Annotated in this window: 28 protein-coding genes; 7 read left to right on the top strand and 21 right to left on the bottom strand. The window is 68.5% G+C overall.

Translation table 11 applies throughout. The features are described 5' to 3' along the window. Positions 1 to 4: 4 nt before the first annotated feature. The 4 genes from E9228_RS00400 to E9228_RS00385 are packed head-to-tail and all read left to right on the top strand — an operon-like array spanning position 5 to position 3542. A complete protein-coding gene (locus tag E9228_RS00400) occupies positions 5 to 421 on the top strand; it encodes an arsenate reductase ArsC (RefSeq protein ID WP_166778684.1) in 417 nt (138 codons plus the stop codon). 18 nt (positions 422 to 439) lie between these two features. Further along, a complete protein-coding gene (locus tag E9228_RS00395) occupies positions 440 to 1873 on the top strand; it encodes an FAD-dependent oxidoreductase (protein WP_166778683.1) in 1434 nt (477 codons plus the stop codon). 13 nt (positions 1874 to 1886) lie between these two features. Next, on the top strand, positions 1887 to 2282 hold the full coding sequence (locus tag E9228_RS00390) for an arsenate-mycothiol transferase ArsC (protein WP_166778682.1): 396 nt from the start codon (positions 1887 to 1889) through the stop codon (positions 2280 to 2282). Positions 2283 to 2321: 39 nt separating this feature from the next. Beyond that, entirely contained in the window at positions 2322 to 3542 is a 1221-nt protein-coding gene (locus E9228_RS00385) for an MFS transporter (RefSeq protein WP_166778681.1), read from the top strand. Positions 3543 to 3699: 157 nt separating this feature from the next. On the opposite strand, the gene E9228_RS00380 is transcribed toward E9228_RS00385, so the two are convergent. The 16 genes from E9228_RS00380 to rplS form a co-directional block, all read right to left on the bottom strand. Next, positions 3700 to 4548: a metallophosphoesterase family protein gene (locus E9228_RS00380; protein WP_166778680.1), complete on the bottom strand. Its 849-nt coding sequence runs from the start codon at positions 4546 to 4548 to the stop codon at positions 3700 to 3702. Between the two features lie 189 nt (positions 4549 to 4737). Further along, a complete protein-coding gene (locus E9228_RS00375) occupies positions 4738 to 5706 on the bottom strand; it encodes a hypothetical protein (protein WP_166778679.1) in 969 nt (322 codons plus the stop codon). Next, on the bottom strand, positions 5691 to 5951 hold the full coding sequence (locus tag E9228_RS00370; RefSeq protein ID WP_166778678.1) for a hypothetical protein: 261 nt from the start codon (positions 5949 to 5951) through the stop codon (positions 5691 to 5693). Before E9228_RS00370 ends, E9228_RS00375 begins: the two co-directional genes overlap by 16 nt. A 132-nt stretch (positions 5952 to 6083) precedes the next feature. Then, entirely contained in the window at positions 6084 to 6680 is a 597-nt protein-coding gene (locus E9228_RS00365) for a hypothetical protein (protein ID WP_166778677.1), read from the bottom strand. Positions 6681 to 7248: 568 nt separating this feature from the next. Continuing rightward, positions 7249 to 7539 (bottom strand): helix-turn-helix domain-containing protein, encoded by a 291-nt coding sequence (locus tag E9228_RS00360; protein ID WP_166778676.1) that lies wholly within the window; start codon positions 7537 to 7539, stop codon positions 7249 to 7251. Positions 7540 to 7734: 195 nt separating this feature from the next. Continuing rightward, positions 7735 to 8160, bottom strand: a complete 426-nt coding sequence (locus tag E9228_RS00355; protein WP_166778675.1) for a hypothetical protein — start codon at positions 8158 to 8160, stop codon at positions 7735 to 7737. Continuing rightward, on the bottom strand, positions 8157 to 10202 hold the full coding sequence (locus E9228_RS00350) for a hypothetical protein (protein WP_166778674.1): 2046 nt from the start codon (positions 10200 to 10202) through the stop codon (positions 8157 to 8159). Before E9228_RS00350 ends, E9228_RS00355 begins: the two co-directional genes overlap by 4 nt. Next, positions 10199 to 11890 carry a hypothetical protein gene (locus tag E9228_RS00345; protein ID WP_166778673.1) on the bottom strand — a complete coding sequence of 564 codons (1692 nt, stop codon included), beginning with the start codon at positions 11888 to 11890 and terminating at the stop codon, positions 10199 to 10201. The genes E9228_RS00350 and E9228_RS00345 overlap by 4 nt, the downstream gene beginning before the upstream one ends. Positions 11891 to 11930: 40 nt before the next feature. After that, positions 11931 to 13265 carry a tyrosine-type recombinase/integrase gene (locus E9228_RS00340; RefSeq protein ID WP_166778672.1) on the bottom strand — a complete coding sequence of 445 codons (1335 nt, stop codon included), beginning with the start codon at positions 13263 to 13265 and terminating at the stop codon, positions 11931 to 11933. 134 nt (positions 13266 to 13399) lie between these two features. Next, positions 13400 to 14464 (bottom strand): ATP-binding protein, encoded by a 1065-nt coding sequence (locus E9228_RS00335; protein ID WP_166778671.1) that lies wholly within the window; start codon positions 14462 to 14464, stop codon positions 13400 to 13402. Further along, complete coding sequence (locus E9228_RS00330; RefSeq protein WP_166778670.1) at positions 14461 to 14865, bottom strand: YraN family protein; 405 nt, start codon at positions 14863 to 14865, stop codon at positions 14461 to 14463. The genes E9228_RS00335 and E9228_RS00330 overlap by 4 nt, the downstream gene beginning before the upstream one ends. Before the next feature lie 185 nt (positions 14866 to 15050). Continuing rightward, positions 15051 to 15401: a histone-like nucleoid-structuring protein Lsr2 gene (locus E9228_RS00325; protein ID WP_166778669.1), complete on the bottom strand. Its 351-nt coding sequence runs from the start codon at positions 15399 to 15401 to the stop codon at positions 15051 to 15053. A gap of 76 nt (positions 15402 to 15477) precedes the next feature. Next, on the bottom strand, positions 15478 to 15801 hold the full coding sequence (locus tag E9228_RS00320; protein WP_110826150.1) for a DUF2469 family protein: 324 nt from the start codon (positions 15799 to 15801) through the stop codon (positions 15478 to 15480). 81 nt (positions 15802 to 15882) lie between these two features. After that, positions 15883 to 16578, bottom strand: coding sequence for a ribonuclease HII (locus E9228_RS00315; RefSeq protein ID WP_166778668.1), 696 nt, complete (start codon positions 16576 to 16578; stop codon positions 15883 to 15885). Next, on the bottom strand, positions 16575 to 17324 hold the full coding sequence (gene lepB / locus E9228_RS00310; protein WP_166778667.1) for a signal peptidase I: 750 nt from the start codon (positions 17322 to 17324) through the stop codon (positions 16575 to 16577). Before lepB ends, E9228_RS00315 begins: the two co-directional genes overlap by 4 nt. 160 nt (positions 17325 to 17484) lie before the next feature. Then, complete coding sequence (gene rplS / locus E9228_RS00305) at positions 17485 to 17838, bottom strand: 50S ribosomal protein L19 (protein WP_110826147.1); 354 nt, start codon at positions 17836 to 17838, stop codon at positions 17485 to 17487. Between the two features lie 164 nt (positions 17839 to 18002). Between rplS and map the strand changes: the two genes are divergently transcribed. Further along, positions 18003 to 18785 carry a type I methionyl aminopeptidase gene (gene map, locus E9228_RS00300; protein WP_166778666.1) on the top strand — a complete coding sequence of 261 codons (783 nt, stop codon included), beginning with the start codon at positions 18003 to 18005 and terminating at the stop codon, positions 18783 to 18785. A gap of 83 nt (positions 18786 to 18868) precedes the next feature. Here map and trmD read toward each other — a convergent pair whose 3' ends face one another. The 5 genes from trmD to E9228_RS00275 all read right to left on the bottom strand — a co-directional run bounded on the left by trmD (position 18869) and on the right by E9228_RS00275 (position 23124). Further along, complete coding sequence (gene trmD, locus E9228_RS00295; protein WP_166778665.1) at positions 18869 to 19555, bottom strand: tRNA (guanosine(37)-N1)-methyltransferase TrmD; 687 nt, start codon at positions 19553 to 19555, stop codon at positions 18869 to 18871. A gap of 3 nt (positions 19556 to 19558) precedes the next feature. Further along, positions 19559 to 20155: a ribosome maturation factor RimM gene (gene rimM / locus E9228_RS00290; RefSeq protein ID WP_341849709.1), complete on the bottom strand. Its 597-nt coding sequence runs from the start codon at positions 20153 to 20155 to the stop codon at positions 19559 to 19561. Positions 20156 to 20174: 19 nt separating this feature from the next. Further along, positions 20175 to 20411 carry an RNA-binding protein gene (locus tag E9228_RS00285; RefSeq protein WP_110826143.1) on the bottom strand — a complete coding sequence of 79 codons (237 nt, stop codon included), beginning with the start codon at positions 20409 to 20411 and terminating at the stop codon, positions 20175 to 20177. Positions 20412 to 20414: 3 nt separating this feature from the next. After that, positions 20415 to 20825, bottom strand: a complete 411-nt coding sequence (gene rpsP / locus E9228_RS00280; protein WP_166778664.1) for a 30S ribosomal protein S16 — start codon at positions 20823 to 20825, stop codon at positions 20415 to 20417. A gap of 184 nt (positions 20826 to 21009) precedes the next feature. Further along, positions 21010 to 23124, bottom strand: a complete 2115-nt coding sequence (locus tag E9228_RS00275; RefSeq protein ID WP_341849708.1) for an oxidoreductase — start codon at positions 23122 to 23124, stop codon at positions 21010 to 21012. A 94-nt stretch (positions 23125 to 23218) separates the two neighbouring features. Here E9228_RS00275 and E9228_RS00270 point away from each other — a divergent pair, with 94 nt between their 5' ends. Together E9228_RS00270 and E9228_RS00265 are read left to right on the top strand one after the other, a co-directional pair. Beyond that, positions 23219 to 24349 (top strand): glutamate--cysteine ligase, encoded by a 1131-nt coding sequence (locus E9228_RS00270; RefSeq protein ID WP_166778663.1) that lies wholly within the window; start codon positions 23219 to 23221, stop codon positions 24347 to 24349. Positions 24350 to 24395: 46 nt separating this feature from the next. Then, positions 24396 to 25526, top strand: coding sequence for a tetratricopeptide repeat protein (locus E9228_RS00265; protein WP_166778662.1), 1131 nt, complete (start codon positions 24396 to 24398; stop codon positions 25524 to 25526). The last annotated feature ends 251 nt before the right edge of the window (positions 25527 to 25777 follow it).

Raw genomic sequence — 25777 nt, 5'->3', positions numbered from 1 at the left:
CACCATGAGTGACAAGCCCACGATCCTGTTCGTCTGCGTCCACAACGCCGGACGCTCCCAGATAGCCGCCGGCTACGCCCAGGCCCTCGGCGGCGACCGCGTCGAGGTCCTCTCCGCCGGCAGTGAGCCGAAGGACCAGATCAACCCGATCGCGATCCAGGCGATGGCTGAAGACGGCATCGACATCGCCGGCAACCAGCCGAAGATCCTCACCACCGACGCCGTCCGCGACTCCGACGCCGTCATCACCATGGGCTGCGGGGATGCGTGCCCGATCTTCCCCGGGAAGCGGTACGAGGACTGGGAGCTGACCGACCCCGCCGGCCGCGGCATCGACGACGTCCGACCCATCCGCGACGACATCAAGGCCCGCGTCCAGACGCTCCTCGCGGAGCTGCTGCCCACCGAAGCAACCGCGTAACCGACAAGGACCTGGATCATGACGCTCACCCTCACCGTCCCACCCCGCGCCGACGCGGACCGCCTCACCGGACTGCCCGTCGCGGTCATCGGCGCCGGCCCCGTCGGCCTCGCCGCCGCCGCGCACCTGCTCGAGCGCGGCCTGCCCGTTGTCGTCTACGAAGCCGGGCCCACCGTGGGGACCAGCGTCCGCGCCTGGGGACACACCCGCCTGTTCTCCCCGTGGCAGTACGTCATCGACCCCGCCGCGCAACGGCTCCTCGAACACACCGGGTGGGAAGCACCCCGTGCCTCATCACTGCCCACCGGCCACGACCTCGTCGACACCTACCTGGCGCCCCTCGCGGCGACACCGCAGCTCGCCGCAGTGATCCGCTACGGCACCCGTGTGGAGGCAGTGTCCCGGCAGGGCATGGACCGCACCCGCTCCACCGGCCGCGCCGACACCCCGTTCCTCCTCCGCCTCCACACCGACACCGGCGTCACTGACGTGACCGCCCGCGCCGTCATCGACACCTCCGGCACCTACACGACCCCGAACCCCCTCACCGCCGCCGGCCTCGCACCCGCCGCGAACCTCGGCGACCACGTCGTGCACGCCCTGCCCGATGTCCTCGGCGCCGACCGGGCCCGGCTCGCTGGGAAACGGGTCCTCGTGGTCGGTGCCGGGCACTCCGCCGCGAACACGGTCATCAAGCTCGCCGCCCTGGCGAAGGACGCTCCCGGTACGGAGGTGCTGTGGGCTGTCCGGAACGCCGGCACAGCACGGCTCGGCGCTGACGCCGCGGACGGGCTCGCCGCTCGCGGGCAGCTCGGCTCCACCGTGCACGGGCTCGTCGAATCCGGTCGCGTGCAGCAGATCGCCTCGTTCGAGATCGACGACGTCCGCCCCGACGGCGACCAGGTCACCGTCACCGGCCGGCGCGCTGGGGAGCCGTTCGCGGTCACCGTCGACGTCATCGTCAACGCAACCGGGTTCCGACCCGACCTCGACATGCTCCGCGAGATCCGGTTCGGCCTCGACGACATCGTCGAAGCACCCCGAGCCCTCGCACCACTGATCGACCCGAACCTGCACTCCTGCGGCTCCGTTCCGCCGCACGGCGTCGCAGAGCTGGCACACCCGGAGCCGAACTTCTTCATCGCCGGCATGAAGTCCTACGGCCGCGCCCCCACCTTCCTGCTCCTCACCGGGTACGAGCAGGTCCGCTCGATCGCCGCGGACCTCGCCGGCGACCACGCCGCCGCGCGCCTGGTCGAGCTGGTTCTTCCCGAGACCGGGGTGTGTTCCACCGACCTCGGCGGATCCTCCTGCTGCACCACCCCAAGCAGCGCCGGGAGCCCCACCACCGCTGCCCCGAGCACAGACGGGACAGCCCCGGAAGCGGCGTCGTGCTGCGCAGCCCCCGAGGCCACCCCAACCGCTGACAGCAGCTCGTGCTGCGCCAACTGACAGGAACGCCAGCATGACGACCAAGCCCACCGTCCTGTTCATCTGCAAGCACAACGCCGGCCGCTCACAGCTCGGCGCAGCCCTCCTCGAACTCGCCGCACCCGACCGGTTCACCGCCACGTCCGCCGGCATCACGCCGGCGGAGGAAGTGAACCCCTCGATCGCCGCGACCGTCGGTGAACTTGGCCTCGACATCACCCACCGCACACCCCGGAAAGTCACCGCGCAACTCCTCGACGCAGCCGACATCGTCGTGCTGATGAAGCCCGGCCTGGAACTGCCCGGCACGCCCCGCGGCACGGTCCTGGAATGGTCCTTCCCCGACCCGACGTCGTGGTCGCCTGAGGACGTTCGGCCCATGCGCGACGCCGTCGCGGACCGCATCCAGCACGAGCTCCTCCAGCAGTGACGACGGCACGGACAGGAGCCAAACCACACAGCGCACTTCGTGGCTAAGCAGCCCCGACACCTGGCCCTGCTAATCGGGCTGTGCGCCTCGCAGGTCATCTCCTGGGGAACGCTCTACTACGCCCTCCCCGCCACCAGCACCGCGATCGCCCGTGACACCGAATGGTCCGTCGTCCTCATCACCACGGCGTTCTCGGCCGGGCTGATCCTCTCCGCCGCCGCCGGGATTCCCGTCGGACGCCTCATGGACCGGGCCGGACCGCGCATGGCGATGACAGTCGGGACCGCTGTCGGGGCCGCTGGCCTCGTCGCGGTCGCCGTCGCACCGTCGTTTCCGCTCTTCATTGCAGCCTGGTGCGTCGCTGGTCTCGGCCAATCCGCGACCCTCTACCAGGCGGCGTTCACCGTCATCAACATCACCTTCGGCGCCCGACGTGGCACTGCTCTGACGGTCGTGACCCTCGCCGCCGGGCTCGCATCGACGATCTTCGCGCCCGTCGCCGTCGCCCTCACCCACAGCCTCGGATGGCGCGGAAGCTTCCTGATCCTCGCCGGAATCCTGCTCGTCACCGTGGCCCCGATCCACGCCTCCGTCATTCCATGTCGATGGCTACGCGCCGACGGAGCACCTGAGACGCCTGCGCGCGCTGATCCGCAGAGGGTCCGCCGGATCGCACGATCAAGGCCATTCCTGCTCCTGCAGGTCGGCGTTACCGGCCTCGCGCTCGCGCTGTATGCCCTGACCATCAATCTCGTACCCCTCCTGACCGGTTCAGGACTCACCGCCGCCGCAGCTGCGACCGCGTTCGGTCTCGTCGGAGTCGGACAGGTCGCCGGCCGGGCGTTCTTCGCGTTCGGCCGCGGCACGACGACCGCCTCAGCGATCACCGCCGTCGCGGTGATCGCGGTAATCGCCCTCGCCGGCTTCGCCGTAGGGGCAGACCTGCTACCAGTAGCCATCGGGCTGGCACTCCTCGTCGGGGCAGCCCGCGGCTCCCTCACCCTGATCCAGGCCTCGGTCGTGGTCGACCGATGGGGCACAGCCGACACTGGACACCTCACCGGAATCTTCGCCGCCCCCGTGACGATCGCGACCGCAATCGCACCCGCGGTCGGCGCCACCCTCCTCCACGCAACAGACGGCGCGGCCACCGCGCTGCTGTGCGCAGCAGCGGCCGCGCTCGGAGGTGCCGCGCTGCTCCTTGGAGCCACTCGCCGCCGACATCCGGAGGACTCAACCCGACATCAAAACCAGCGGTGACGACGACAGGCATCGGCGCCGGTCGTAGAGCCGTTCAGAGGTCCGACCAGTACCGGTGACCGATCGGCTACGGGACGTATGGCGGAACACCGGGCGCCGGCGGCCTCGGAGTTGGACGGAGTCGAAAAGACGCCCGCGAGCCGAGGGGCGTCTGGGTCTAGTTGCGTTGCCGCCGGAGACCGGGAGACAGCCTCGGGTGCACGTCGACCTTGAGCGCGTCGACGTGGAGGATGCCGACGCTGTGGGCGGTGCGGTTCCGATCGAGGATCACACTTCGGACCGGGGTCGTTACGCCCCCGCTTAGTTGAAGCAACAAAGTGGTGTCGAGGTAGCGGTGGTAGTGCCCCGACAGGACGAGCCTCGGCCGTACCTGGAGGACACCGCGGTGGAACATCGCCTGGCCGACCGCAGCGTACGCGATGCCGTCGGGCGTCCAGAACCTCCGCTGCCGCGCCACATGTCGCTGGAGGGCTCTGCTGTTCGGTGCGTCGTGGCCGAGGAGAACATCGGCCGGCTCTGAGCCGAGCGCGTCGAGATCACCTTCGGTGATCTGTTCTTCCGGGTGCCATGCCGCGACGTGACCAGAAACGGACGGGCCTCGGCGGCCGCGGCTGATGCTGTTCGCGCCGCCGAGGCTCGCAACTACGAGCCCGGCCGCGGTGGTTCCTCGCCACCCGCGTGGGAGCCAGATGATCCGACGTGAGAGCCGTCGGTACCCCCACTCGTCGAGCGGGTATCGACGGTGCAATGTCGGGTAGCCCTCGTGGTTCCCGCCGGTGACATACATGAACGCGTTGTGGGAAGTGAGCTGCTCCGTGAGGAGCCCGAGCCGCTTGCGTTCAAGGGGGCTGTCGTTCGAGAGGAACCCGAAGTCACCGAGGACGTGGATCTGTTGGATGCCGGCGCGGGCGAGGTTCCGGATCGCGAGCTTGATCCATTGCAAATCGGCGTGCGGGTCGCCAAGCACGCCGATGCGCTCATCAACAAGCCGGTGCCGGTCAGTCATCAGACACTCGGGCCTCACGGATGCGGTGCCAACCACGAGAGGTGTTGTGACCGATCGTCGACGTCGTGATCCCGGAGCCAGGCGAGTGTGCGGTGGAAGCGGTCGTCGTCGACGAGGAACGCGTCGCGCTGCATCTGAATATTCGTCGAGCAGGGCGGACTACAACAGCGCACTGCCGTCCAGCGGGCCTCATCCAGATCGGAACGATCCCGCTTGAAAAGCGAGACGGATCACATCGTCAGCTCGCTCAGTTCGGAGAGCCGCGGCGGGGGCGAGGCCGTCGAGGTCATCGCTTGGAGCGTTCAGCCAAACGGCGTCGCCCCATGGGTCGACATGGGCCGGATCGAGCCCCGCGAGCACTTCCGACAGTCGAGGTAGGGGTTGGCCGCCGCCGTCAATCTGGAACGTGGGAAACAGGCGGAAGCCGTCCGCAGTCACAACGGCGAGCAGCTCTCCGCTTCGAACCTGAGCGTCAACGGTCTCGCTGCTGATCTGAAACCAGTCGCGCAGGCCAGCGGTGTCATAGAACGGCCCGATCCGGTCAGAAAGCGTGTCCGGGCGGGAGTGGGAGGGAACCGGCGCGGCGCCCGGGTGGCCGAGCGCCGCAGTGATGTGGTCCGCTTGGTCCCCTGCCGCCGATTGAGGATCCCGAGAAGATCGACCTGAGGGCGCGGGCTTTCCGACGTCGCCGCGTTGCACCGCTCTCGGCGGATCGACCCCGGGTGGTGCAGTCGCGACCTGATAGCCGGGGTCTGGCGGCCGATCCGGATCCAAGAGGTATTCGCCGGCGTCGATGAGTACGGCGATGAAGGCTACCGCTTCGTCACCGCTCATTCGTCCTTCGGCGACCCACCGCCCGAGCTCCCGGGCATACGGGTCGATGACAGCGATTCCCTCAGCCCCATGGGCGGCATCCGCCAGCGCCATCGCACGCGTGGCAGTTGCGTCATCGGCTCTGTTTGGGCGGTTGCTCTTCATGTGGTCCGAGATCAAGGCCATCGCTTCGGACGGACGCAGCGACCCAGACCTGATCGCCTCCAGCAGAGCGACCAACACCGAGTCCGTGACCTGCGCCCTTGCCTCTCGAGGAATCTCGCCCTCCCGCGCCTCAGGCTTCTGTGCGCTGTCCGATGGCACGCCCGTCACGTCCAGAGCCAAGTCTCGAGCAGATCAAGCAGAGGCTGCGCATCCCGGCGCGCGATGAGCCATTCGACGGGCGTCCCCGGCTGGCCGCTGATCAGCGTGCCTGAGTGGGGCGTGGTCATGAAGCCGAGGATCGATGCAGTCTGCAAGGCATCGCCGACGGCTACCGCCAACCACGACACGTGGTCGGCTGGTCCATAGTCGGAGCCGTGAGCGGCTACGCCATCGAGTGAAGAGAAGTCCAGAACGATGTCGCTCATGCGTTAACATCCACTGTCCAGCCGGAGGCTGCACTGAAGCACGGTTGACGACGCAGCTGCCCCGTCAGGTGCCAGGAGCGAGATGACCTCCACACTTGCTTGCCTTCCGCTCGTCTCACGACGTGCCCGTTGCTACAGAACGGCGGATCCAGCTCGACCGCCTAGGAGAAGGTCGCCAAGCCCCTGCGCGGATCCCTCTAAAACGAGTAGGAGGGTCCGCACGACGGGCCATGGGCCTCCCCCGGCGATGAGATGCTCGCGGGGTGAGTACCTCATTGCGCCACGGCTGAGGTTTGGGTCCTCGCTCGTCATGACTCGGGACACCATCGACGGTACCGCGTCTATCGGGATTGACATGAGCACCGTCGGTAGAAACTCGGACACCACTACGAGACTTTCCGCACGTGGATCAACGAACTGCCAGCTGGGGAGGAAAAGTGCTCCTCGGAGATGGAAGCCGTAGAGCGCTCGCTCCCGCACGAGTTCGACAATCGTGTCGACGGAGTTTCCAGTCCTCGCTGCCACATCGTGCGCAGGAAGGAGCCGTACCTGTTCCATAGCGACACGCCGAGCGAGGACGGACCGCAGATGGCGGTCGGACAGGGTCGCTTCCCACGTACATTCGTCGCCCACTGCGCCGATCCATTCGAGCGCGAGCATCCGCTGGGCCGCCCGTCGTGACTCATCGGGGACGAGCTCGGCCAACGCTTCAGCGATCAGTCCGATCATGACCGTGACGTCTAGGCCGAGACCTTGGAGCGATTCCTCGAGCGCGGCGGTGGCGCGCTGCCGCCCATCGGGGCCCTGGTATCGAGGCAGGGCCGCGCCAGCCACATCATCCAACACGGTCCCGCCTCTCCATGATTCACTCGCCTCGCCGCCATGGTGATTATAATCACCGCATGGGTCGATCTGATATCGAGGACACGCCGGTGCGGGCGCGTGTGACTATCGAGGCGGAGTCGGCTGGGGAACTGAACGTTGGATGGCTCGACCGAGTGCGGCTGCCCCAGGCAGCTCGAGTTGACTACCGTGATGTCGGGTCTCGTGGTGACTTCGTCGTGACGCACGGGGGGAACGACATCGCAGCTGTGTGCGATCTGATCTCGGGCGAGTTCGCGGCGAGCGAACCGTTGGGCGTTGAAGACCCGTCAGCAGAGCTCTTGCTTCGCCTCCTCGGCAGTCGGCTCCGGCATGTGGATCGAGCATCCGAAGCGCGACTCGGGCGCGAAGGTGCGCTCAGGCCGCTTGCACGGCTCACTGGTGGCGCGTGGTATCCCTACGAAAGACTGCTTGGCTACTGAGTCTCGTCGCGCTGCGGCCCATGCCACAGCTTTGCGTCGAGCGCGATCTCGAGTCGCGCGAGGGTTGCGATGTCTGGCCAGGAGTCGCCGGCCAGGACTCGTAGCAGTGTGACGTGGTGGATTCCCGCCGCAGCGGCCACCGAGCGGGTGCTCCGCTCTCCGACCTGTGCTCGAAGCGTTGCAGCAAACACGCGTGCAGCTTCAGCAACCGGATCGGGCGACTTCACCTCCGGCCAGGGTTCGGGTGCGAGTTCACGCGGCGTCTTGCGGGGACTCCTGCTCACGGATTAACAGTAGAGTGCCGACGGGGACACCGGGAACATTCCATGCAACGACACGTCGCAGCAACCAGACGGTGACGGCGCTGGCTTCGGAGCCCGAGTCCGTCTCCTAACGTTCGCAGACAGAGGCCCGGGTAGTCGGTTCGGCTCCACTCAGGGCGGCTGTGATGAACCGAATGATCCCCGCCGCGCCTGCCGTCAGCGTTCGTCGGCAGTCTCGGCGCGGTTGAATCGACCCCGGGCGTCGCTGAGATTTCGGTGGAGGAGCCGGAGCTCGTGATTGTCGAGCGCGAGCTGACGAATCACTTGCGCGTACTGCTCGGAGCGTTCCGACTCACCACGAAGCTGGGTCCTCAACTCCGATATTGTCTGCTGCAACTCGCGGACCTGTTCCTCGATCGCGCGGCGCTGTGGTGCCTCGGGACCGGGCTGCTCCTTCAGTGCAAGGTTGTGTGCCTTTCTTCGCTCGTTGATGTGTGGGTAGGTAACGTTGATGCTCGTCCGCTTGAGTCCTATCGTGCGCATCACCTCAGTGGCGGTCAGCGTTCGTCCCTCTTGCGCAGCCGACGCGAACAGGGCATCTAAAGCGGCCTGAGTCGCCCCCTCCGATCGCTCAACACTCATGATGACCCTTCGAGGGCATCGAAGAAGGCGATGAGCCGGGAGGAGTGGTCCGCAGCGCTGGCGCGAACTCGGGGAGCTCTGGCCTCATCGGCGGCGACTTCGGCGAGCCCACTCGCGCGGTCTCGCCATGCAGCGATGTCCTCGGGAGTGAATACTGCGTTGGCGCAGCGAAGCGGTTCGCAGGAGAGTAGGTCGGGTGCGCTCGGCTCTTTCCGCATGCAGAGTGCCTTGGTCCGGTCGAAGACGCAGGTCACGGCCGCACCTCGATAGATGTAGGGGTCGTGGCGTTTGAGGAAACGGGTTAGCTGGGCCGGATTCTCCGGTAGCTGCCCGGCGAACCCCAGCGCAGCTCCCATGCTGTCGAGTCGGCGAACGACCTCGTCTTTGGCCCGACCGACGACGCTGTGCGCGTCTTGCGCGAACTCCCCGAGCCATTCGCCGCGGGCGAGGGCCTGCTCTCCAGCCACCTCATCGGCGAAGCCAGATCGGGACTCCCCCGCATAGCCCCGGAACATCTGCAGGGACAGGTGCTTGTATTGCAACGCGCCGGCTGCGACACCGCCGGGTCGCCGCGCGATGAACCACGCTAGCGTGCGTCTGAACTGCCGAGTCGATAGGTGCCATCGCGTTCCGTCCGCTCGCGCGATCTTCGGGCTTCCAGGTATTCCGGCAGCGCGACCGTTCGCCCAGTCGACGAGCTTGTCGAGGTTCGTGTTGGTTTCCGAGCCGGACACGAGCGACTTGGTGTCCGACCGGTCGTGTGATGTGCCGAAGCGTAAGGGACGGAAGAGGTACTCCTCCCCCGGCTCGGCTAATCGTTCCAGGACCTCGACAGCCCGTTTGACGACGGGGGACACGATCCAGTGCGCGGCTTCGCCGTGCGGGTTGTCGTTGCCCTTGAACGTCGTGCCGTGAAGGCGATGCACCTGCAGACGACCGGTCGAGTCGCTGTCCGTGCGGATGCATCCGCGCTTGATGTGCTTCACCTCACTGTCGCGCATACCGCTGAAGAATGCGATCAACACATACGCTGCGGTCTGCAGCGTCCGGCAGAGGCTGGGTACTTCTCGGTAGGTGATCCGGCCCGACCAAGGGACGCCGAGAAGCGTCGCGGAAGGATTCGACCGAAGGAAGGTGTCGGAGTCGACACCGTTGTCCGCCGCGAGGGCACGCACCTGGTAGTCGGCGATGCGGATGGTCAGACCTGTTGGCACGCCGGCTTCTCGATCGAGTGCCCGGTAGTTCGGTCGCCCCTGCCATGCCTTCTCATAGTGACCCGGCAATGGTTCGCCGCTGGCGCGGTAGTGGGCCAGGAGGGCAGTCACTCTGCTGCTTGCGTCACCCCGGCGGCGCGAGATACCCGGCCGACGGGCTTGTTCCGTGATCAAGTTGCGGTGTTCTTCCGCAGAGCCCAGGATGTCGCCGGACAGCTCGTCGACGAGGCGGGTGCTCCACCAGATCAAGGGGTTCAGTATTTCTTCAGGTATGCGCTGGGTCTTGTTCTCTCCACGCGGCGCCTCAGGCGCGGCACGCCAGAACACCATGGCCTCAGGATCGGTTGGGAGTGGGTCCGTCAACCGGTCACGATATGCCCAGAAGAGGCGCGCACTTCGAAGATGGGAATCGCGGAGCTTGCCGAGGGCGCCGAGGTAACCGACGTACTCGCCGTAGTGCCGGGGAGTGACTTCCGAGAGCCGGGTGAGCCGCTTCGAGGTCAAGAACTGAAGGAACAAGAGGACGCCCGTGAAGTGGACGCGAATGGATGACGTCGCGTACGGTTTGCCGCGCGGCATCAGGTCGTCATCGAGCAACTGCGCGAAGAGTTCCTTTGCGGCCGGGCGAAATGGTGCGGGCACGCGCAGGAACTTGAGTGAGTAGACATGGGCGTGGCCGAGGCGTTCCGCTGGAGAGAGCACCCACGTGTCGTCTTCGAATCGCGACGTTCCCGTCAGGCGCTCTGCATCGATGCGGGCGGCCAGGACGTGTCGGCGCGGGCTCCATGTCCGACGGTGAGATCCCGCCTCCGCGGCCAGGTTGGTCAAAACATCTCCGGTTCTAGGAGAATCTGCAGGGCCGTGTGGGGAGGCATCAGAGTCGCAAAATGTGCGATCTCCTCGGTTGTTCGGGAAGGGAGGATGTCGTTGTGTATGGCAAGCCACGCTTGACCGAACCGTGCTACCCATCGGTCGAGCGGCAGCCGTTCGAATTGTTCGATCAGCTCGGCGGATAGGCGGAGGATGGTTGGAATGTGTTCGTCGCTCACGACTGCACACGGGCATCCGAAGCAGGCAAGCATGCTCGCGTCGCATTCGACTCCAGGTTGCTCCGGGTTGCCGAGGACGTCGCGGCAGCGCATGAACGCTGTAGTGACCGCGTCTGGTACGTCGGGCGCCTCCAGTCGTTGAGATATGGGTGCCGTCTTTTCCGGGCTGCGTTCCGCAGTGAGGCGGGCGTCGAGGTCGAGGAGAGCGCCGTTCGTAATCGACTCCAATGCGCTGCGGGCCGTCGGGTCCGGGGCGATGTAGGACCGGTAGAGGACCTCGGGCGTGTTGGTGACGGCCGCGCGATCGAGCTGAAAGTTGTTCGCCTGAGCTCGTTCCCGATCGACGGTCGTCTTAATCCTGTTGAAGGTCAGGCGAATCGCCGCGCCACCCTCGGTCAGGTTGTGTGATCGCGCCCAAGCGCCTAGGTCCGGACCGGCGACGTTGTTCAGGCGATTCTCCCAGACGAATCGGTGGCTGCCTCCGTTGCGCTGCAGGAAGAGGCAAAGCAACTTGTCGGAGTGCGCTAGATCTCGGCTTCGGCGGCCGAGTCTGTGGAGGAGCAGGTACATGCCGCCAGCCGTCTTCAGCTGTCTTTTTGCGCTCCCGATGTCCCAGAGCACCGTTTCGGACTCGTAGCCGCGTCGCCGTTTGATCGTCTGCGTTTCGAGGACACTCGACTCCCGTACGCGGTGTTCACCCGTCAGCTCCTTCAACGTCTCGATGTTTCGACCCGTTCGTATAGCGAGCAGCACTAGAAGTGGCTCGAGGTCGCGGACGGTGAGGAAGAGCATTCGCGCGAGATCGATCATCGGGACGACGACCCTCATGTGCGCCGTTCGAAGGCGCGGGGGACGCCCGGTGTCTGCCATCTCCTCGAGCATCCGTCCGACGACGCGCTCGTGTTCCGAGAGGCCCTGGCTCCGCTCCCTGAACCGTCGGAGCAGCTCCTCTCCATCGGCGATTCGCCGGACGATAGCTTCGACATCACGCGTGGCAGCAGCGGTGATCAAGGCGAACGTTTCGGGGTCGTAGCCCGGCTGGGGCGAGTGTGGGCGCGCCGGGATCGCGTCGCTCGCAGCCTCAAAGAGGTCACGGTCACACAGACCGAGATCGTGCAACGCTTTGGTGAGAACTCGGAGGTCGGTCATCCGCATGCCCAGCGTGGGCGAGTCCCTGAGATGCACTCTGTACGCCCTGACGTGCTCGGGACCAATGTCGTCGAGCGACACATCGTCCCCGAGCTCGGTCGAGAAGAATTGGAGGAAACCTCGGTAGGACAGTTGGCACTGGCGTGCGATGAGGCTCGAGCGCCGCCGCGTTCCAGTCCCCGTCGTAGCGACGAACGCCCGAAGGAACGGTAGATGGAGTTTAGGCGCCACCCAACCGCGGGTCGTCAGCCAGCCGGTCCTGCCATCGGCGCCATCCAGTCGCGCGCGTAGTCCGCCATCGTCCGCGATGATCCTCACCGGCAGCTCGTACAAAGTCGCTGCGTTCACCTGTTCCGGCCTATCCAAGTCGGGTCCCAAGGCTGTCAAAGCTGATCTCGCGCCCGGGCGGCGTCGCGACGAGATCCTCGGTGTCGGGGATCAGCCGCAGTATCGTCTCGGCTTCGAGCTCGGCAAGGTTGTGGATGTACACCATGGTGGTTTCAATCCTTCGATGCCCCAGTCGTCTGCTCACCCAGTTCAGGGGGTCCCCGATCATGGCCGCAGGAGCAGCTTCGCCCCGCAAGCTGTTGTAACGCCGCTGGAGCTGAGCGAGGGTAATCGTCGCCCATGAGTGCCGGAGCTTGTGAGGGTTGCACTCGATGTCGAGGCCGAGCCGTTTCACCCTTGTGTTTGCGGCGATGAAGACGCCTTGCCAGGTTCGCGGGCGCATCGGCAACCCGTCGGCACGCAGCCAGAGCGCTGCGGGTTCGAGTCCACGCGGAGTGACCCGGTACAGCCGCAAACGCTCGCCAGGACTCGCGTCCGTTGAGCGAACTCGCCGACCCGAAGCGCTGCGGAAGGTTCCGTCGTCGTCCAGCATGAGCTTGTCGCGAACGGTGGTGTACGACGACGTCTCTTGGGCCGACTGCACGGCGTCCGATCGATCGCTTCGGACGTACAGGTCCACGACCCGCAGCGCGCGCTCCGCAACGAGAACTTCGCGCCCGGAGCGGTTCTTCGTTACCGAGTCCGGCACTGCGAGCCTCGAATACATGCTGGAGGCGTCCGAACGGGGGATCTCCGATAGGAGAAGGGACGCCTGTTCAGTGAGCCGAAACCCGACACCGAACATGAGGTCCGCGAAGGCGGCGTTACGAGCGGTCTGCCGGCTGCGAGACGAGGGGTCACGATGGCCGTTCGATCCATAGCCTCTTACGCCGACGTCCCGCCAGGATCGATACTCCGCGGGCGTCAGCCATGGCGCCGTTGGAAGTTTGGTCCTGCGGAGTTCCGCTGGCCGATCCGCGGTACGCAGATGCTGACCGATTCGAGGGCGCTTTGCTGGTGGGATCAGGCGTATGGGCGTCTCAGCAAGGTTCCCGATCGAATGTTGGAACGCGTAGAACTGTGCGACGGCGGTCACTTCGTTGTTCCAGGTGCTCGCCGCGATCCGCGGACCATCAGGGTCTTCGTTGCGCCAGTAGTTGTATGCCAGTCGATCTTCGTGTCGGACCGCTCGCCAGTTGCGCCGATCGTGCGGGAGCGATCGAGCGTGCCACACGAAGTCGAGGAACCGCGCGAGATGGTGTGCGTACAACGTCAACGTGGTGGATGCAAGCAGGGTCGAACCTGAAGTCCAGAACGCGTTGAGGTCGGGGTCAAACGCTCCGCACGGATCCAGGACGAACGGCACATCCGCGCGCTCGTACAGAGAGCGACCGTCCGCCGGCTGCCTGAAAGGGACGGGCCACACACCATCGTCTCTTCCACCCACGACTCGGTATCGCTCCCACGTCGGCCAGACTCGCACGACGCGATCGTAGCCCCTCACACGTCAGGTGCGACAAAAGGCACGACGAGTTGGCACCGGGCGGGGAACTCCGCCGACCCGCCAGCACGGTGCACCGTGATGCGTCCGGCTTCGAGCGGCTGACGGAGCGCGTCGAGGACGGCGCGGGGGAACTCGGTGGCCTCGTCGAGGAACAGCACCCCGCGGGTCGCCCGGGACACCGCCCCGGGTCGGAGCTGCCCGGTGCCGCCGCCGATCAGTGCGGCGGCCGAGGCGGAGTGGTGCGGCGCTTCCCACGGCGGCCGGAGGGTCCACGACCGTTCTCCGTGCCCCGCCACCGAACGGACGGCGGCGACCTCGAGGGCCGCGTCGGCGTCGAGGTCGGGCAGGAGCGCCGGGAGCCGTTCGGCGAGCATCGTCTTGCCGGCGCCCGGCGGCCCGAGCAACAGGACGTGGTGCCCGCCCGCTGCCGCGGCGACGACGGCACGCACGCCGATGGCGTTCCCGACCACGTCCGCGAGCTCGAGTGTCGGCAGGGCGTCGTCCGGTACCGGCGGCGGCAGGACGGGGTCGACGAAGCCCGCCGGCAGGTCGGCACCGGCGTCGATCGCCGCCGCGCGCAGCGAGTCGACGGCGGTCAGCGCGATGTCCGGGACCGCCCGCGCCTCGGCGAGGTTGCCGACGGGCAAGACCACGCGGTCGATGCCGGCAGCGCGGGCAGCCAGGACCACCGGGATGATGCCGGGCACGGGTCGCACCCGTCCGTCGAGGCCGAGTTCCCCGACGTAGACGACGCGGCGATCGGCACCCGGAGCGGTGCCGGCTGCGGCGAGGACGGCCATCGCGATTGCGAGGTCGAACCCGGAGCCGCGCTTCGGGACGCTCGCCGGGGTGAGGTTCACCGTGATCCGGCGGGCGGGCAGCGGGCAGTCCGCCATGGCCGCCGCGGATCGGACTCGTTCGCGGGCTTCACCGAGCGAGGTGTCCGGCAGCCCGATGATGCTGAACGCGGGCAGTTGACTGGTGAGGTGCGCCTCGACCTCGACGAGGCTGCCCTGCACGCCGACCAACGCGACCGCCGAGGTCCGGCCGATGTCGCTCATCCGAGTGCCTCGACGTGTTCGATCGCGACCTGGTCCTCGATCATGGTGACGGCGACGCAGTCGATGCGGATCGCTCGCGCACTCTGGTCGCGGTGGGCGGAGAACCACGCGGGTACGAGCTGTCGGATGCGCGCGAGCTTCCGCGCGGTCACCGCCTCGAACGGGTGCCCGGCTCGTTGGCCGGTCCGGGTCTTCACTTCGACGAAGACGATCGTGTCGCCGTCACGCGCGACGATGTCGAGTTCACCGCGTGCACAGCGCCAGTTCCGGTCGATGATCGAGAAACCGTGGCGCTCGAGCCATTCCGCGGCGTGGTCTTCCCCGGCGATGCCCGTGGCCCGCCGTGGATCAGGAGCGGAACGGGCTTCGACGCGGTCGGGTGCGTCTGGGCGATTCTTCATGGGGCAACGATGCAGCGCGCCAGCAATGACCCGAATGGTCATCAGGTTTCTGTGGACAGTTGAACGGAACGACCGTCCTGTGCAGGAGAACCGTGGGATTGTTGCCGCACATGACAAAAGCCGGACAATTCCTCACGGAATGTCCGGCTCGTGCCGTGACCAGCGACGGAACGCCGGTCGGATGCTCAGTGTGCGGCTGCGTACGCTTCCTGCACCTGTGTCGAGATACGACCACGAGAAGAGACCTCGTACCCGTTCTCCTTCGCCCATTCGCGGATCTTCCCGAGTTCCTCGGAGTTGCCGCGCTTCGGGGCCGACGGGCTCTTCGCCGTCGAACCGGTGCGACGACCGGCGGTCTTGCGTGCTGCGGCGATGTAGTCCGAGATCGCGTCCCGGAACTTGTCGACGTTGTCGTTCGACAGGTCGATCTCGTACGACGAACCGTCGAACGCGAACTCGACCGTTCGGCCATCGCCAGCGGCGATCGGCGAATCGTCGAGATCGTCGACGAGCTGGACAGTGACCTTCTGCGCCATTTTGCACTCCTTCAGGATCGAATCAGACCCAGAGTATCGCAGCACAATGCCGAACGGTCACATTCCGCGGCGAGCCCTACTCGTCGAGTGCGAGTTCCTTCGGCAGTTCGAGTTCCCGCGCGGTGAGTTCTTCGACGTTCACGTCCTTGAACGTCAACACCCGGACCGACTTCACGAAGCGGTCGGAACGGTAGACGTCCCAGACCCAGACATCGTTCATCGTCAATTCGAAGTAGAAGTCGTGCTCGGTGTCGCGACGGACGAGTTCGACCTCGTTCGCCAGGTAGAAGCGCCGCTCGGTCTCGACCACGTACCGGAACTGCCCCACGACGTCGCGGTACTCGCGGTACAGGGCCAGTTCGACCTCGCGGTCGTAGTCGTCGAATTCTTCGTCATCCATGGCCCGCTCAGTCTAGAGCGACCACGGCCTCCTGACCGCCCGTCCGGGCAGAACCGCGCCTGGGCAGGGCGGTGGCTCGGGTCAGCCGCCGACGGAGTCCAGTTCCTCGAACCCGTCGAGTGCGACGCTCGACGCCGCGTGCAGCCACGTCTTCCGGTGCAGTTCGTGCGGTCCGACCGCACGGATGGCGTCGTAGTGCGCGCTCGACCCGTAACCCTTGTTGGACGCCCAGGCGTAGTGCGGCGCATCGTCGTGCGCCGCGGTCATCAGGTCGTCGCGCGCGACCTTGGCGACGACGGACGCCGCCGCGACGGACGCACAGTCGCGGTCCGCCTTCACCCGCACCTGCACGTCGAGTGGCCGGTGCTCGGCGGCCAGCGCCCGGGTGAGCCAGTCGAACGACCCGTCGAGGACCACCACGGCGCCCTCGAGCGAGACACCCTCGTGCACCAGGGTCCCGAGGGCGCGAGCGCCGGCCAGTCCGAGCGCGGCGACGATCCCCTGCTCGTCGACGACCTGCGCCGATGCCATCCCGACCGCGGTGCGCGCCCAGCGGGTCACCACGGGGACCAGGGCTTCACGACGGGCCGGGGAGAGCAGCTTCGAGTCGGCCAGCCCCTGCGGCACCCGGCGGACGTCGAGCGTCACCGCGGCGACACCGACCCCAACCGGCCCGGCGATGGCTCCCCTGCCCACCTCGTCGACCCCGATCACGGTGACCCGACCGGCGGCGAACAGCGACTTCTCGAGCCGCAGGGATGGTCGGACGGGCGTCACTTGTCCCGCTGCTCCACACCGGCGAAGACCTCGGGGTGGTCGTCGAGCCACGTCCAGCGGTTCGTCGGCCACGAGATCACGAACGCGCGGCCGGTGACGTCAGACAGCGGCACGAACCCCTTCGACGGGGTGTCGCCGTTGTAGCGGGAGTCACGCGAGTTGTTGCGGTTGTCGCCCATCACCCAGATGGTGCCCTTCGGCACGGTGACGGAGAAGTCGGTCTGCGACGCACGGGTGTCCCCCGCGGGCAGCTTCAGGTACGGCTCGGTGAGCGGGACCCCGTTCACGGACATCTGTCCGAGGTCGTTGCAGCACGTGACCTCGTCCCCCGGCAGGCCGATGACGCGCTTGATCAGGTGGTCGTCACTGTCACCGGTGCCGAGTCCGACCTGCGTGAGGAGCCAGTCGGCTGCCTTGCCGACCGATGAGGTCGGCTGCACGTTCGGCAGGGTCTCGCCGGTGAGCCACCCGCCCGGGTCCTTGAAGACGACCACGTCGCCGCGCTTGAGCTTGACGGCGCCGGGCACCAGTTCGTTGACGATCACGCGGTCGTTGACCTGCAGGGTGTTCTGCATCGACTCGGACGGGATGTAGAAGGACCGGATCAGGAACGTCTTCACCAGGAAGGAGACGAGGAGGGCTGCGATGAAGATGATGACGAGGTCGCGCAGGAAGGTCAGGACCCCGTTGCGCGGCTTCTTCGCCGTTCGTGGCCGACGGGCTTCACCCTCTGTCGTGTCCGTCATTTCCGCTCTCGTCGACCTGTTCCCGGCACCGCTCCCGAGATGCTTCTGCCCCGGCGGCGAACGGGCTCCAGGAACGGACGAGCCCCCCGCCGATGCACAACCGTACATGGACGAGGGGCTCGCACAGGAACCGGCTTCCCGGTGCTCCCTGTGAAGGCGATCAGTTGTCGCGCTTCTCCTTGATCTTGCGGCGTGCTGCCTTGCCGCGCAGTTCACGGAGGTAGTAGAGCTTCGCGCGACGGACGTCACCGCGGGTGACGATCTCGACGTGGTCGATGATCGGGGAGTGCACGGGGAACATGCGCTCGACGCCGACCTGGAAGCTCACCTTGCGGACCGTGAAGGTCTCGCCGATGCCGTGGCCCTGGCGGCCGATGACGACACCCTGGAAGACCTGGATACGCGAGCGCGTGCCTTCGACGATGTTGACGTGGACCTTGACGGTGTCGCCGGGGCGGAAGTCAGGGTGGTCGGTGCGCAGGGCACCGGCGGTCACGTGGTCGAGGAGCTGCATGATGGTGTCACTTCCTGCGGACGCACACGGGTCGCCGCGGATCGAATTCGGAAAGAACGAGACGTGCCCGGTGTCGGCGACTCCCCCGTGGCAGAGTCCAGCCAGGGCACGATCGATCATCATGCCACAACAAGTGCACTGCGGCCAACCGGCAGGATGGTCCCATGATCGAACTCCGCACCCCGGCCGAACTCGACGGTCTCCGTGTCGCCGGCCGTTTCGTCGCTGACGTCCTCGACGCCCTGCTCGAGACCGTCGACGTCGGCGTCGATCTGCTCGACCTCGACCGTCTCGCTGCACGCATGATCGCCGAACGCGGCGCGGAGAGCTGCTACGTCGACTACCACCCGTCGTTCGGCAAGTCCCCCTTCGGCAAGAACCTCTGCACCTCGGTCAACGACGCCGCCCTCCACGGCCTGCCGCACGACCTCGTGCTGCAGGACGGAGACCTGGTCAGCATGGACTTCGCGGCGAGCGTCGACGGCTGGGTCGCCGACTCCGCCGTCACCGTGCAGGTCGGGACCCAGCGCGACGAGGACCAGCGACTCATCGCCACCGTCGAACGGTGCCTGGCGGCGGGGATCGCCCAGGCGGCACCGGGCAACAAGCTCGGTGACGTGTCGGCCGCGATCGGCTCGGTCGCCCGCGGCGCCGGGTACGACGTGAACCTGCAGTTCGGCGGACACGGTGTCGGGCGCACGATGCACGGCGACCCGCACGTGCCGAACGACGGGCGCCCCGGTCGCGGCATGAAGCTGCGCCCGGGCCTCGTCGTGGCCATCGAACCGTGGCTGATGCAGGGCACGGACGAGCTCTACCAGGACGAGGACGGCTGGACCCTCCGCAGTGTGGACGGCTCGCGCGCCGCCCACGTCGAGCACACGGTCGCGGTCACCGAGCAGGGCCCCGAGGTCCTGACGCTCCGTCGCGCCCAGCGCGACGCCTGACTCGGCGCCACGGACAGCACGGGAGGCCCGTCACCAGCTGGTGACGGGCCTCCCGTTGTGTCCGTGGTCGGTGCGCGACCTGCTCAGTCCGGCAGCAGGTCCGGCCGGACGCGTCGCGTCCGTTCCACCTGCTGGTCGTGCCGCCAGGCGGCGACCCGTCCGTGGTGTCCGCTGAGCAGGACGTCCGGCACGTCGAGGCCTCGCCACGACGCGGGCTTCGTGTACGAGGGGTACTCGAGCAGGCCGTCCTCGTGGGACTCCTCGACGAGTGACTCGGGGTTGCCGACCACACCGGGGACCAGACGGCCGACGGCTTCGATCATGGCCATCGCCGCGACCTCGCCGCCGTTCAGGACGTAGTCGCCGAGGGACAGCTCGACGACGGTGCTGCGGGTCGCGGCCCACTCGAAGACCCGGGCGTCGATGCCCTCGTACCGCCCGCAGGCGAAGACGAGGTGCTCGTGCTCGGCGAGTGAGCGCGCGATGGTCTGGCGGAACGGTGTCCCTGCGGGCGTCGGGACGACGAGGGTCGAGGAGCCGTCGGAGCGCAGGATGGAGGACAGCGCCTCGGCCCACGGCTCCGGCTTCATGACCATGCCCGCACCACCGCCGTACGGGGTGTCGTCCACCGTGCGGTGGCGATCCGTCGTCCAGGACCGCAGGTCGTGGACGTGGAGGTCGAGCAGACCGCCCTGCCGCGCCCTGCCCAGCAGGGAGACGTCGAGCACCCCGAAGAACTCCGGGAAGATCGTGACGATGTCGATCCGCACGGATCAGTCCTCGTCGTCGGGAGCCGACGAGTCCGTCGAGGACGCATCCGACTCGGACGGGGTGACCGTCTCGGGACGGCTCATGTCCTCGGGGTCCTCGAACAGCCCCGTGGGCGGCGTCACCGTGACGGTGCCAGCGTCCAGGTCGACCGCGGGGACGATCGCCGCGACGAAGGGCACGAGGACCTCACCGCGGGACTCGGTGTCGACCGCGAGCAGGTCCTGGGCCGGCATGTGGTCGACCCGTGCGACGGTGCCCACCTGCACGCCGTCGCGGAGGACCGTCAGTCCGACCAGCTGGTGGTCGTACCAGGCGTCGTCTTCGCCGGTCTCTTCCTCGGTGTCCTGCTCGACCCAGAGGATCGCACGCGCGAGGGTCTCGGCGGCGCTGCGGTCGGCGATGCCCTCGAAGAAGGCGACCGGGTGTGCGTTGTACCAGCGCAGCTCGTCGAGCGCGATGGTCTTCCCCGACCAGGGAGAGTCGTCGGGGACCTGGAGCGTGAAGACGGCTCCGGGCGTGAACCGACGATCCGGGTCGTCGGTGTAGAGCTCGAGCTTGATGCCGCCCTTGAGCCCGTGCGCCTTGGTGATGCGACCCACCCGGAGCTGGGTCGTCTCCCTAGGAATCGCTGTCCACCACGTCGACCCGCACGCGCTTGCCGTCAGCCAGGGCCGTGACGAGCGTGCGGAGCGCCTTCGCGGTGCGACCGGCGCGACCGATCACGCGGCCGAGGTCCTCGGGGTGCACACGCACCTCGAGGACCTCGCCACGCGCAGAGGTGGAGCTGGCGACGCGCACGTCGTCAGGGTGATCGACGATCCCCTTGACGAGGTGCGTCAGCGCGGATTCGAGCAAGGACTACGCCTCGGTCGTCTCGTTGGCGGTCTCGGCTGCGGCCGGAGCGGCGGGGGCCGTCTTCTCCGACTTGGGCTTCAGGACGGCCTTCTTGGAGCTGTCGACCGTGAACGGCTGCTTCGGCTCGCGGACCTTGACCTTGGACTCGGTGTCCTTCTCGCCCTTGAACTTGGCCCAGTCACCGGTCAGCTTGAGGAGCGCGGCGACCTGCTCGGTCGGCTGCGCACCGACGCTGAGCCAGTACTGCGCACGCTCGGACTGGACCTCGATGAACGAGGGCTCCTCGGTGGGGTGGTACTTGCCGATCTCCTCGATCACACGACCGTCGCGCTTGGTGCGCGAGTCGGCGACGACGATGCGGTAGTAGGGCGCTCGGATCTTGCCGAGGCGCTTGAGACGGATCTTGACAGCCACAATGACTCCTGTTGCGTACGTGTTGTGGTTGAACCGGAACCGCGGGCGTGGGGGCACACACGGTGGAAGCTCGATGAGATCGCGATCCGCTGGATAGAGGGTCGAGCGGACACGATTCGACCGTTCATTCTTGCAGATTCCGGAGCGGGAAGCGAGCCACGTCCCGCGGCGCGTCGGCGGACCGCTACGGCGCCAGGCGGCGGACCGCCTCGAGCGCCTCGCTCGTGGCCCGGACGGCGTCCACACTGCGGGCATCGCGTGCGCCACCGACGACCGCGTACGGCACGTCCGCCGATCGCAGGCCCGTGGTCAACTCGTCCCGCGCCTCCTGCCCGGCACAGACCACGACGACGTCCGCCGGGACCGCGACCGCGTCCCCGGTCTCGTCACGGAGCCAGAGGCGGCCGGGCTCGATCCGCAGGTACTCCTGGACCCCGCCGACCATCCGGACCCCGGCGTCACGCAGCCGGCCGAGGGCGACCCACCGGGAGGTGAGGCCGATGCCGTGCCCGAACTTGCCGCTCCGGCGCAGCACCGTGACGAGGTCCCCGGGCCGGACCGAGCGGTGCGCGGTCGGCTCGCGTTGCGGCAGGTCCCCGACGATCTCGTCGGACACCGGCACCTGCCACCGCGCGCCGAACTCGGCGGCGCGGACGGCCTCGTCCGGGGACTCGGTGAGGAACGCGGCGGTGTCGATGCCGATCCCGCCGCCGCCGATGACCGCGACCGTCCCGTCGGGCACCCCGTCACGGAGGGCCTGCTCGTAGGTGAGGACGTGCGGCAGGTCCGCGCCGGGGACGTCGACCGCGCGGGGCGTCACGCCCGACGCGAGCACCACGGCGTCGCTGTCGACCAGGTCCTCGAGGGTGGCCGGACGACCGAGGTGGACCGTGGCGCCCCGCTCGACGAGTTCCGCGCGGGCCGCCCGCACGGGTCCGGCGTAGTCCTCCTTCCCAGGGATCTCCGCGGCCAGCCCGAACTGGCCGCCGAGCACGTCGGAGGCCTCCCAGAGCCGGACGTCGTGCCCGCGTCGTGCGGCGTCGACCGCTGCTGCGAGGCCCGCGGGTCCACCGCCGACCACGTCCACGCGCTTCGGCGCTGCCGTCGGCCGGAGTGGGAACCGCACCTCACGCGCGGCCCGCGGGTTCACCAGGCACGACACCGGCGCACCGACGACGGACCGGTCGAGGCACGCCTGGTTGCAGCCGATGCAGGTGTTCACCAGGTCGAAGCGCCCGGCCAGTGACCGTGCGACGAGCCCCGCGTCCGCCAGGAACGGCCGCGCGAGCGCGACGGCGTCGATGCGGCCGTCGGCCAGGACCGCTTCGCTGTCCCGCAGGTCCGTCATCCGGTTCGACGCGATCACCCGCACGTGCGGGTGGTCGGAGGCACGGACGACACCCGCGATCCGCCGCGCCTGCTCGATCCACGCGCCGTGCGGCACGGAAGCCTGGATCGTCGGGGTCCGGGACTCGTGCCAGCCGATGCCGACCGAGATCGCGTCGAGGCCGAGCGGCAGCAGCTCGAGCACCAGGGCGTCGACGTCCGCGTCGGTGGAGGACCCGGGCATCAGGTCGGCGCCGGAGAGCCGGATCGTCACGGCCAGGTCGGGCACGGCGGAGCGGACCGCACGGACGACCTCGATCGCGAACCGACGACGGCGTTCCGGGCTCCCACCCCACTCGTCGTCGCGGAGGTTCGTCAGCGGTGACTGGAACTGGTTGACGAGGTACCCCTCGGACGCCATGATCTCGACGCCGTCGAAACCGACCGCCGCAGCCGCACGGGCAGCCGCCGCGAAGTCCTCGATCGTCCGCCGGACCTCGTCGGCCGTCAGTTCCTCGGGCACCACGCCGCGCGCCGCCGCCCAGGGCAGTGCCGAGGGGGCGACGGCACGCTGGGGTCGGCCGTCACGGTCGGTCAGTCCCCCGACGAGTGCGTACCGGCCGGCGTGGAACAGCTGCGCCAGGACCGTGCCGCCCGCGTCGTGCACGGCGGCGACCGCACGGCGGAAACGCTCGTCGGCACCACCGACGCCGAACACCGCGAAGTCGGGGCCGCCGCGGGCCTCGTCGCTCACCGCGATGCCCCCGGTGATGATGCAGGCAGCGCCCCCGGCCGCACGCTCGCGGTAGAACTCGGCCATCGCGACGCCGCCGTCGTCCAGGACCTCGAGCCCGGTGTGCATCGACCCCATCACCACGCGGTTCGACAGGTGCAGCGGGCCGAGCGTCCAGGGCGACGCGACGGTGCGGAGCTCGGCGGGCACGTCGGCAACGGGCGGAACGACAGCGGTCACGCATCGAACACTAGGCGAACCTGCCCGCTCACCGGCAGACCGGACACGCCGGGCTCTCCGTTGTTCCGGCGGGACGGACGGGCAGGATGGCCCCATGGACATCCGGTTCTCCGAATCCGCTCCGTCGACCATCGGCGTCGAGTGGGAGCTGCCCCTCGTCGACCGTGCGACGGGTGACCTCACCCCGCGCGCCCCGGCGGTGCTCGCCGCGGTCCGCGAACGCCTGCACGATCCGGACCGGGTGACGGAGGAGCTCCTCACCAACACCGTCGAGGTCGTCACCGGCGTCCACCACAGCGTCGGCGGCGCCACCCGTGAGCTCTCCGGCATCATCGGCGAGGTCATCGACGCGGCCGAACCCCTCGACGCGCAGGTGATGTGCTCCGGCACGCACCCGTTCGCGCAGTGGGACCAGCAGGAGATCACGCCGGACAGCGAGCACTACACGACGCTCATCGACCGGACGCGGTGGTGGGGCCGGCAGATGCTGATCTGGGGTGTGCACGTGCACGTCGGCATCGACGACCGCGACAAGGCGGTCCCGATCATGAACGCGATGCTCGGCTACGTCCCGCACCTGCAGGCGTTCACCGCGTCGAGCCCGTTCTGGGCGGGCACCGACACGGGGTACGCGTCGAACCGGGCCCTGATGTTCCAGCAGCTGCCGACCGGTGGGCTCCCGCCGCAGCTCGGCGCCTGGGCGAACTTCGAGGAGGTCGTCGGTGACCTCGTGCACACGGGCGTCATCGACGGCGTCAAGGACCTGCGCTGGGACATCCGCCCCTCGCCCGGCTGGGGCACGATCGAGAACCGGGTGTCCGACGGCATCTCGACCCTCGACGAGGTCGGCGCCGTCACCGCGCTCGTGCAGTGCCTGGTCACCGAGAGCTCGGACCGGATCGACGCCGGCGAGACCCTGCAGGCGATGCAGCCGTGGTTCGTCCGCGAGAACAAGTGGCGTGCGGCCCGCTACGGCATGGACGCCGAGATCATCACGAACGTCGCCGGCGACGAACGACTGGTCACCGACGAGGTCCACGACCTGGTCGCCCGACTCGACCCGGTCGCCGAACGACTCGGCTGCCAGGAGGAGCTGCACCACCTCGACACGATGATCGAGCGCGGCGCCTCGTACCAGCGGCAGCTCGCGGTGGCGCAGGAGAACAGCGGCGACCTCCGCGCCGTCGTCCGACACCTGGTCGCGGAGCTCCGAGCGTCGCTCTGACCCTTCTGCGCCGAGCGGTCGCGCCGTGCCGCTACAGTCGTCCCCCGTGGCGGGGTCGGACGTGGGGCGGAGCGCAGGTGCGTCCGTCGAGCGTGCCGCCGCGCTCGTCGACGCAGGTCGGCCCGACGACGGCCTGACCGAGCTCGCCGCGGCGGAGCGCGAGCACGGGGAGACCGCTGCGGGACAGCGGGTGCGAGCCGTGGCCCTCCTCGACTCCGACCGGCTCCCGCTGGACGACGCCCTCGCCGACGCGGTGCGAGCCGCCCGCCGCGCCGTCGAGCTCGCGCCCGACGAACCGGCAGGCCTCCTCGTCCTCTCGATCGCCCTGCGCCAGGCCGGTGACCAGCGGGCGGCGGTCGTCGCTGCCCGAGATGCCGTCGCCGCCGACCCAGGGTCGTGGCAGACCCACCTGGCGCTGGCCGACGCACTGTCCGCGAACGGCCGCAGCCCCCGGGAAGCGCGGCAGGCCGCGGCACAGGCCGTGCGGCTCTCGCCGACGGAGCCGCTCGCACACCGCCGCCTCGGCGACCTGCTACGGGCTGCCGGCCGGGGCCGAGCGGCGCGGGCCTCCTGGAACCGCGCCCTCGCGCTCGCCCCCGAGGACCGCGGCACACGACTGAACGTCGCCGCCGACCGGCTCCGGCGGGGACACGAGGGCGAATCCGCCGTCGTGTTCGCGGGACTCCTCGCTCCGGACCCCGGCAACGCCCTCGCCCGACGCAACCTCGTCGTGAGCTTGCTCAACCCGCTCCACCGCATCCGGGTGACGCACTTCTCGATGGCCGTGTTCGGGGTCCTCCACTTCGTCGCGGCACTCGACCGCCCGGGTGGTCCGAGTCGCTGGACGACGGGGTTCCCGGCAGCGGTGGCGCTCGCCGTGACGGTTGCGCTCGCGGTGAAGTTCGCCGTCGGGGCGCGGCCACGGCTCCGCTGGCTGCTCGACTCGGCGAGCAGGGCGATTCCCGGGTGGAACGCGCTCATGGCGGTCCTCGCCGCCTCCGTCCTGGCCGCGGTGGTCGGCCTGTTCCTGCCACCCGTCGGCGGTCTGGTCGCGCAGTGCCTGGTGCTCGTCGGTGCCGTCGTCGGCACGGTCCTGCACGCCCGCGTCCTCCGAGCGCACCCGCTCACCCGTGCACGCGTGCACGACGAGGACGACGAACTCCCACCCTCCCGCTGACGCCTCCCGGCGGGTACGTCTCCGCAGGACGTCCCGCCAGGCTCCTCCCGCCGGGACCACCCCGCGAGCGCGGCCCGGCGGGCGCATCCCGACGCGACCGCCCGGCGCTCGGGAGGCCCGTGGCGGGCACGCACCGCGCCTCCAGACCGTCCCCCGGTCGCCCGCCCCTCGCGACCCGCGGGGTCGCCGCCATGTCGCGCTCCGCGAGACGCGGACTACCCCTGGTCGTGGGCCGGTGCAAGCGGCCGACC

The sequence above is a fragment of the Curtobacterium salicis genome (assembly GCF_011759505.1).
Lineage (GTDB): Bacteria > Actinomycetota > Actinomycetes > Actinomycetales > Microbacteriaceae > Curtobacterium > Curtobacterium salicis.
The sequence above is the reverse complement of the archived record's forward strand: the minus strand, read 5'-3'. Positions and strand labels throughout refer to the sequence as shown.

What these genes read in the sequence shown, in the direction of transcription:
- E9228_RS00400 (WP_166778684.1), top strand. Translation starts at nt 5, where the DNA reads ATGAGTGACAAGCCCACGATCCTGTTCGTCTGCGTCCACAACGCCGGA.
- E9228_RS00395 (WP_166778683.1), top strand. Translation starts at nt 440, where the DNA reads ATGACGCTCACCCTCACCGTCCCACCCCGCGCCGACGCGGACCGCCTC.
- E9228_RS00390 (WP_166778682.1), top strand. Translation starts at nt 1,887, where the DNA reads ATGACGACCAAGCCCACCGTCCTGTTCATCTGCAAGCACAACGCCGGC.
- E9228_RS00380 (WP_166778680.1), bottom strand. Translation starts at nt 4,548, where the DNA reads ATGACTGACCGGCACCGGCTTGTTGATGAGCGCATCGGCGTGCTTGGC.
- E9228_RS00370 (WP_166778678.1), bottom strand. Translation starts at nt 5,951, where the DNA reads ATGAGCGACATCGTTCTGGACTTCTCTTCACTCGATGGCGTAGCCGCT.
- E9228_RS00365 (WP_166778677.1), bottom strand. Translation starts at nt 6,680, where the DNA reads ATGATCGGACTGATCGCTGAAGCGTTGGCCGAGCTCGTCCCCGATGAG.
- E9228_RS00355 (WP_166778675.1), bottom strand. Translation starts at nt 8,160, where the DNA reads ATGAGTGTTGAGCGATCGGAGGGGGCGACTCAGGCCGCTTTAGATGCC.
- E9228_RS00335 (WP_166778671.1), bottom strand. Translation starts at nt 14,464, where the DNA reads ATGAGCGACATCGGCCGGACCTCGGCGGTCGCGTTGGTCGGCGTGCAG.
- E9228_RS00330 (WP_166778670.1), bottom strand. Translation starts at nt 14,865, where the DNA reads ATGAAGAATCGCCCAGACGCACCCGACCGCGTCGAAGCCCGTTCCGCT.
- E9228_RS00325 (WP_166778669.1), bottom strand. Translation starts at nt 15,401, where the DNA reads ATGGCGCAGAAGGTCACTGTCCAGCTCGTCGACGATCTCGACGATTCG.
- E9228_RS00320 (WP_110826150.1), bottom strand. Translation starts at nt 15,801, where the DNA reads ATGGATGACGAAGAATTCGACGACTACGACCGCGAGGTCGAACTGGCC.
- lepB (WP_166778667.1), bottom strand. Translation starts at nt 17,324, where the DNA reads ATGACGGACACGACAGAGGGTGAAGCCCGTCGGCCACGAACGGCGAAG.
- rplS (WP_110826147.1), bottom strand. Translation starts at nt 17,838, where the DNA reads ATGCAGCTCCTCGACCACGTGACCGCCGGTGCCCTGCGCACCGACCAC.
- map (WP_166778666.1), top strand. Translation starts at nt 18,003, where the DNA reads ATGATCGAACTCCGCACCCCGGCCGAACTCGACGGTCTCCGTGTCGCC.
- E9228_RS00270 (WP_166778663.1), top strand. Translation starts at nt 23,219, where the DNA reads ATGGACATCCGGTTCTCCGAATCCGCTCCGTCGACCATCGGCGTCGAG.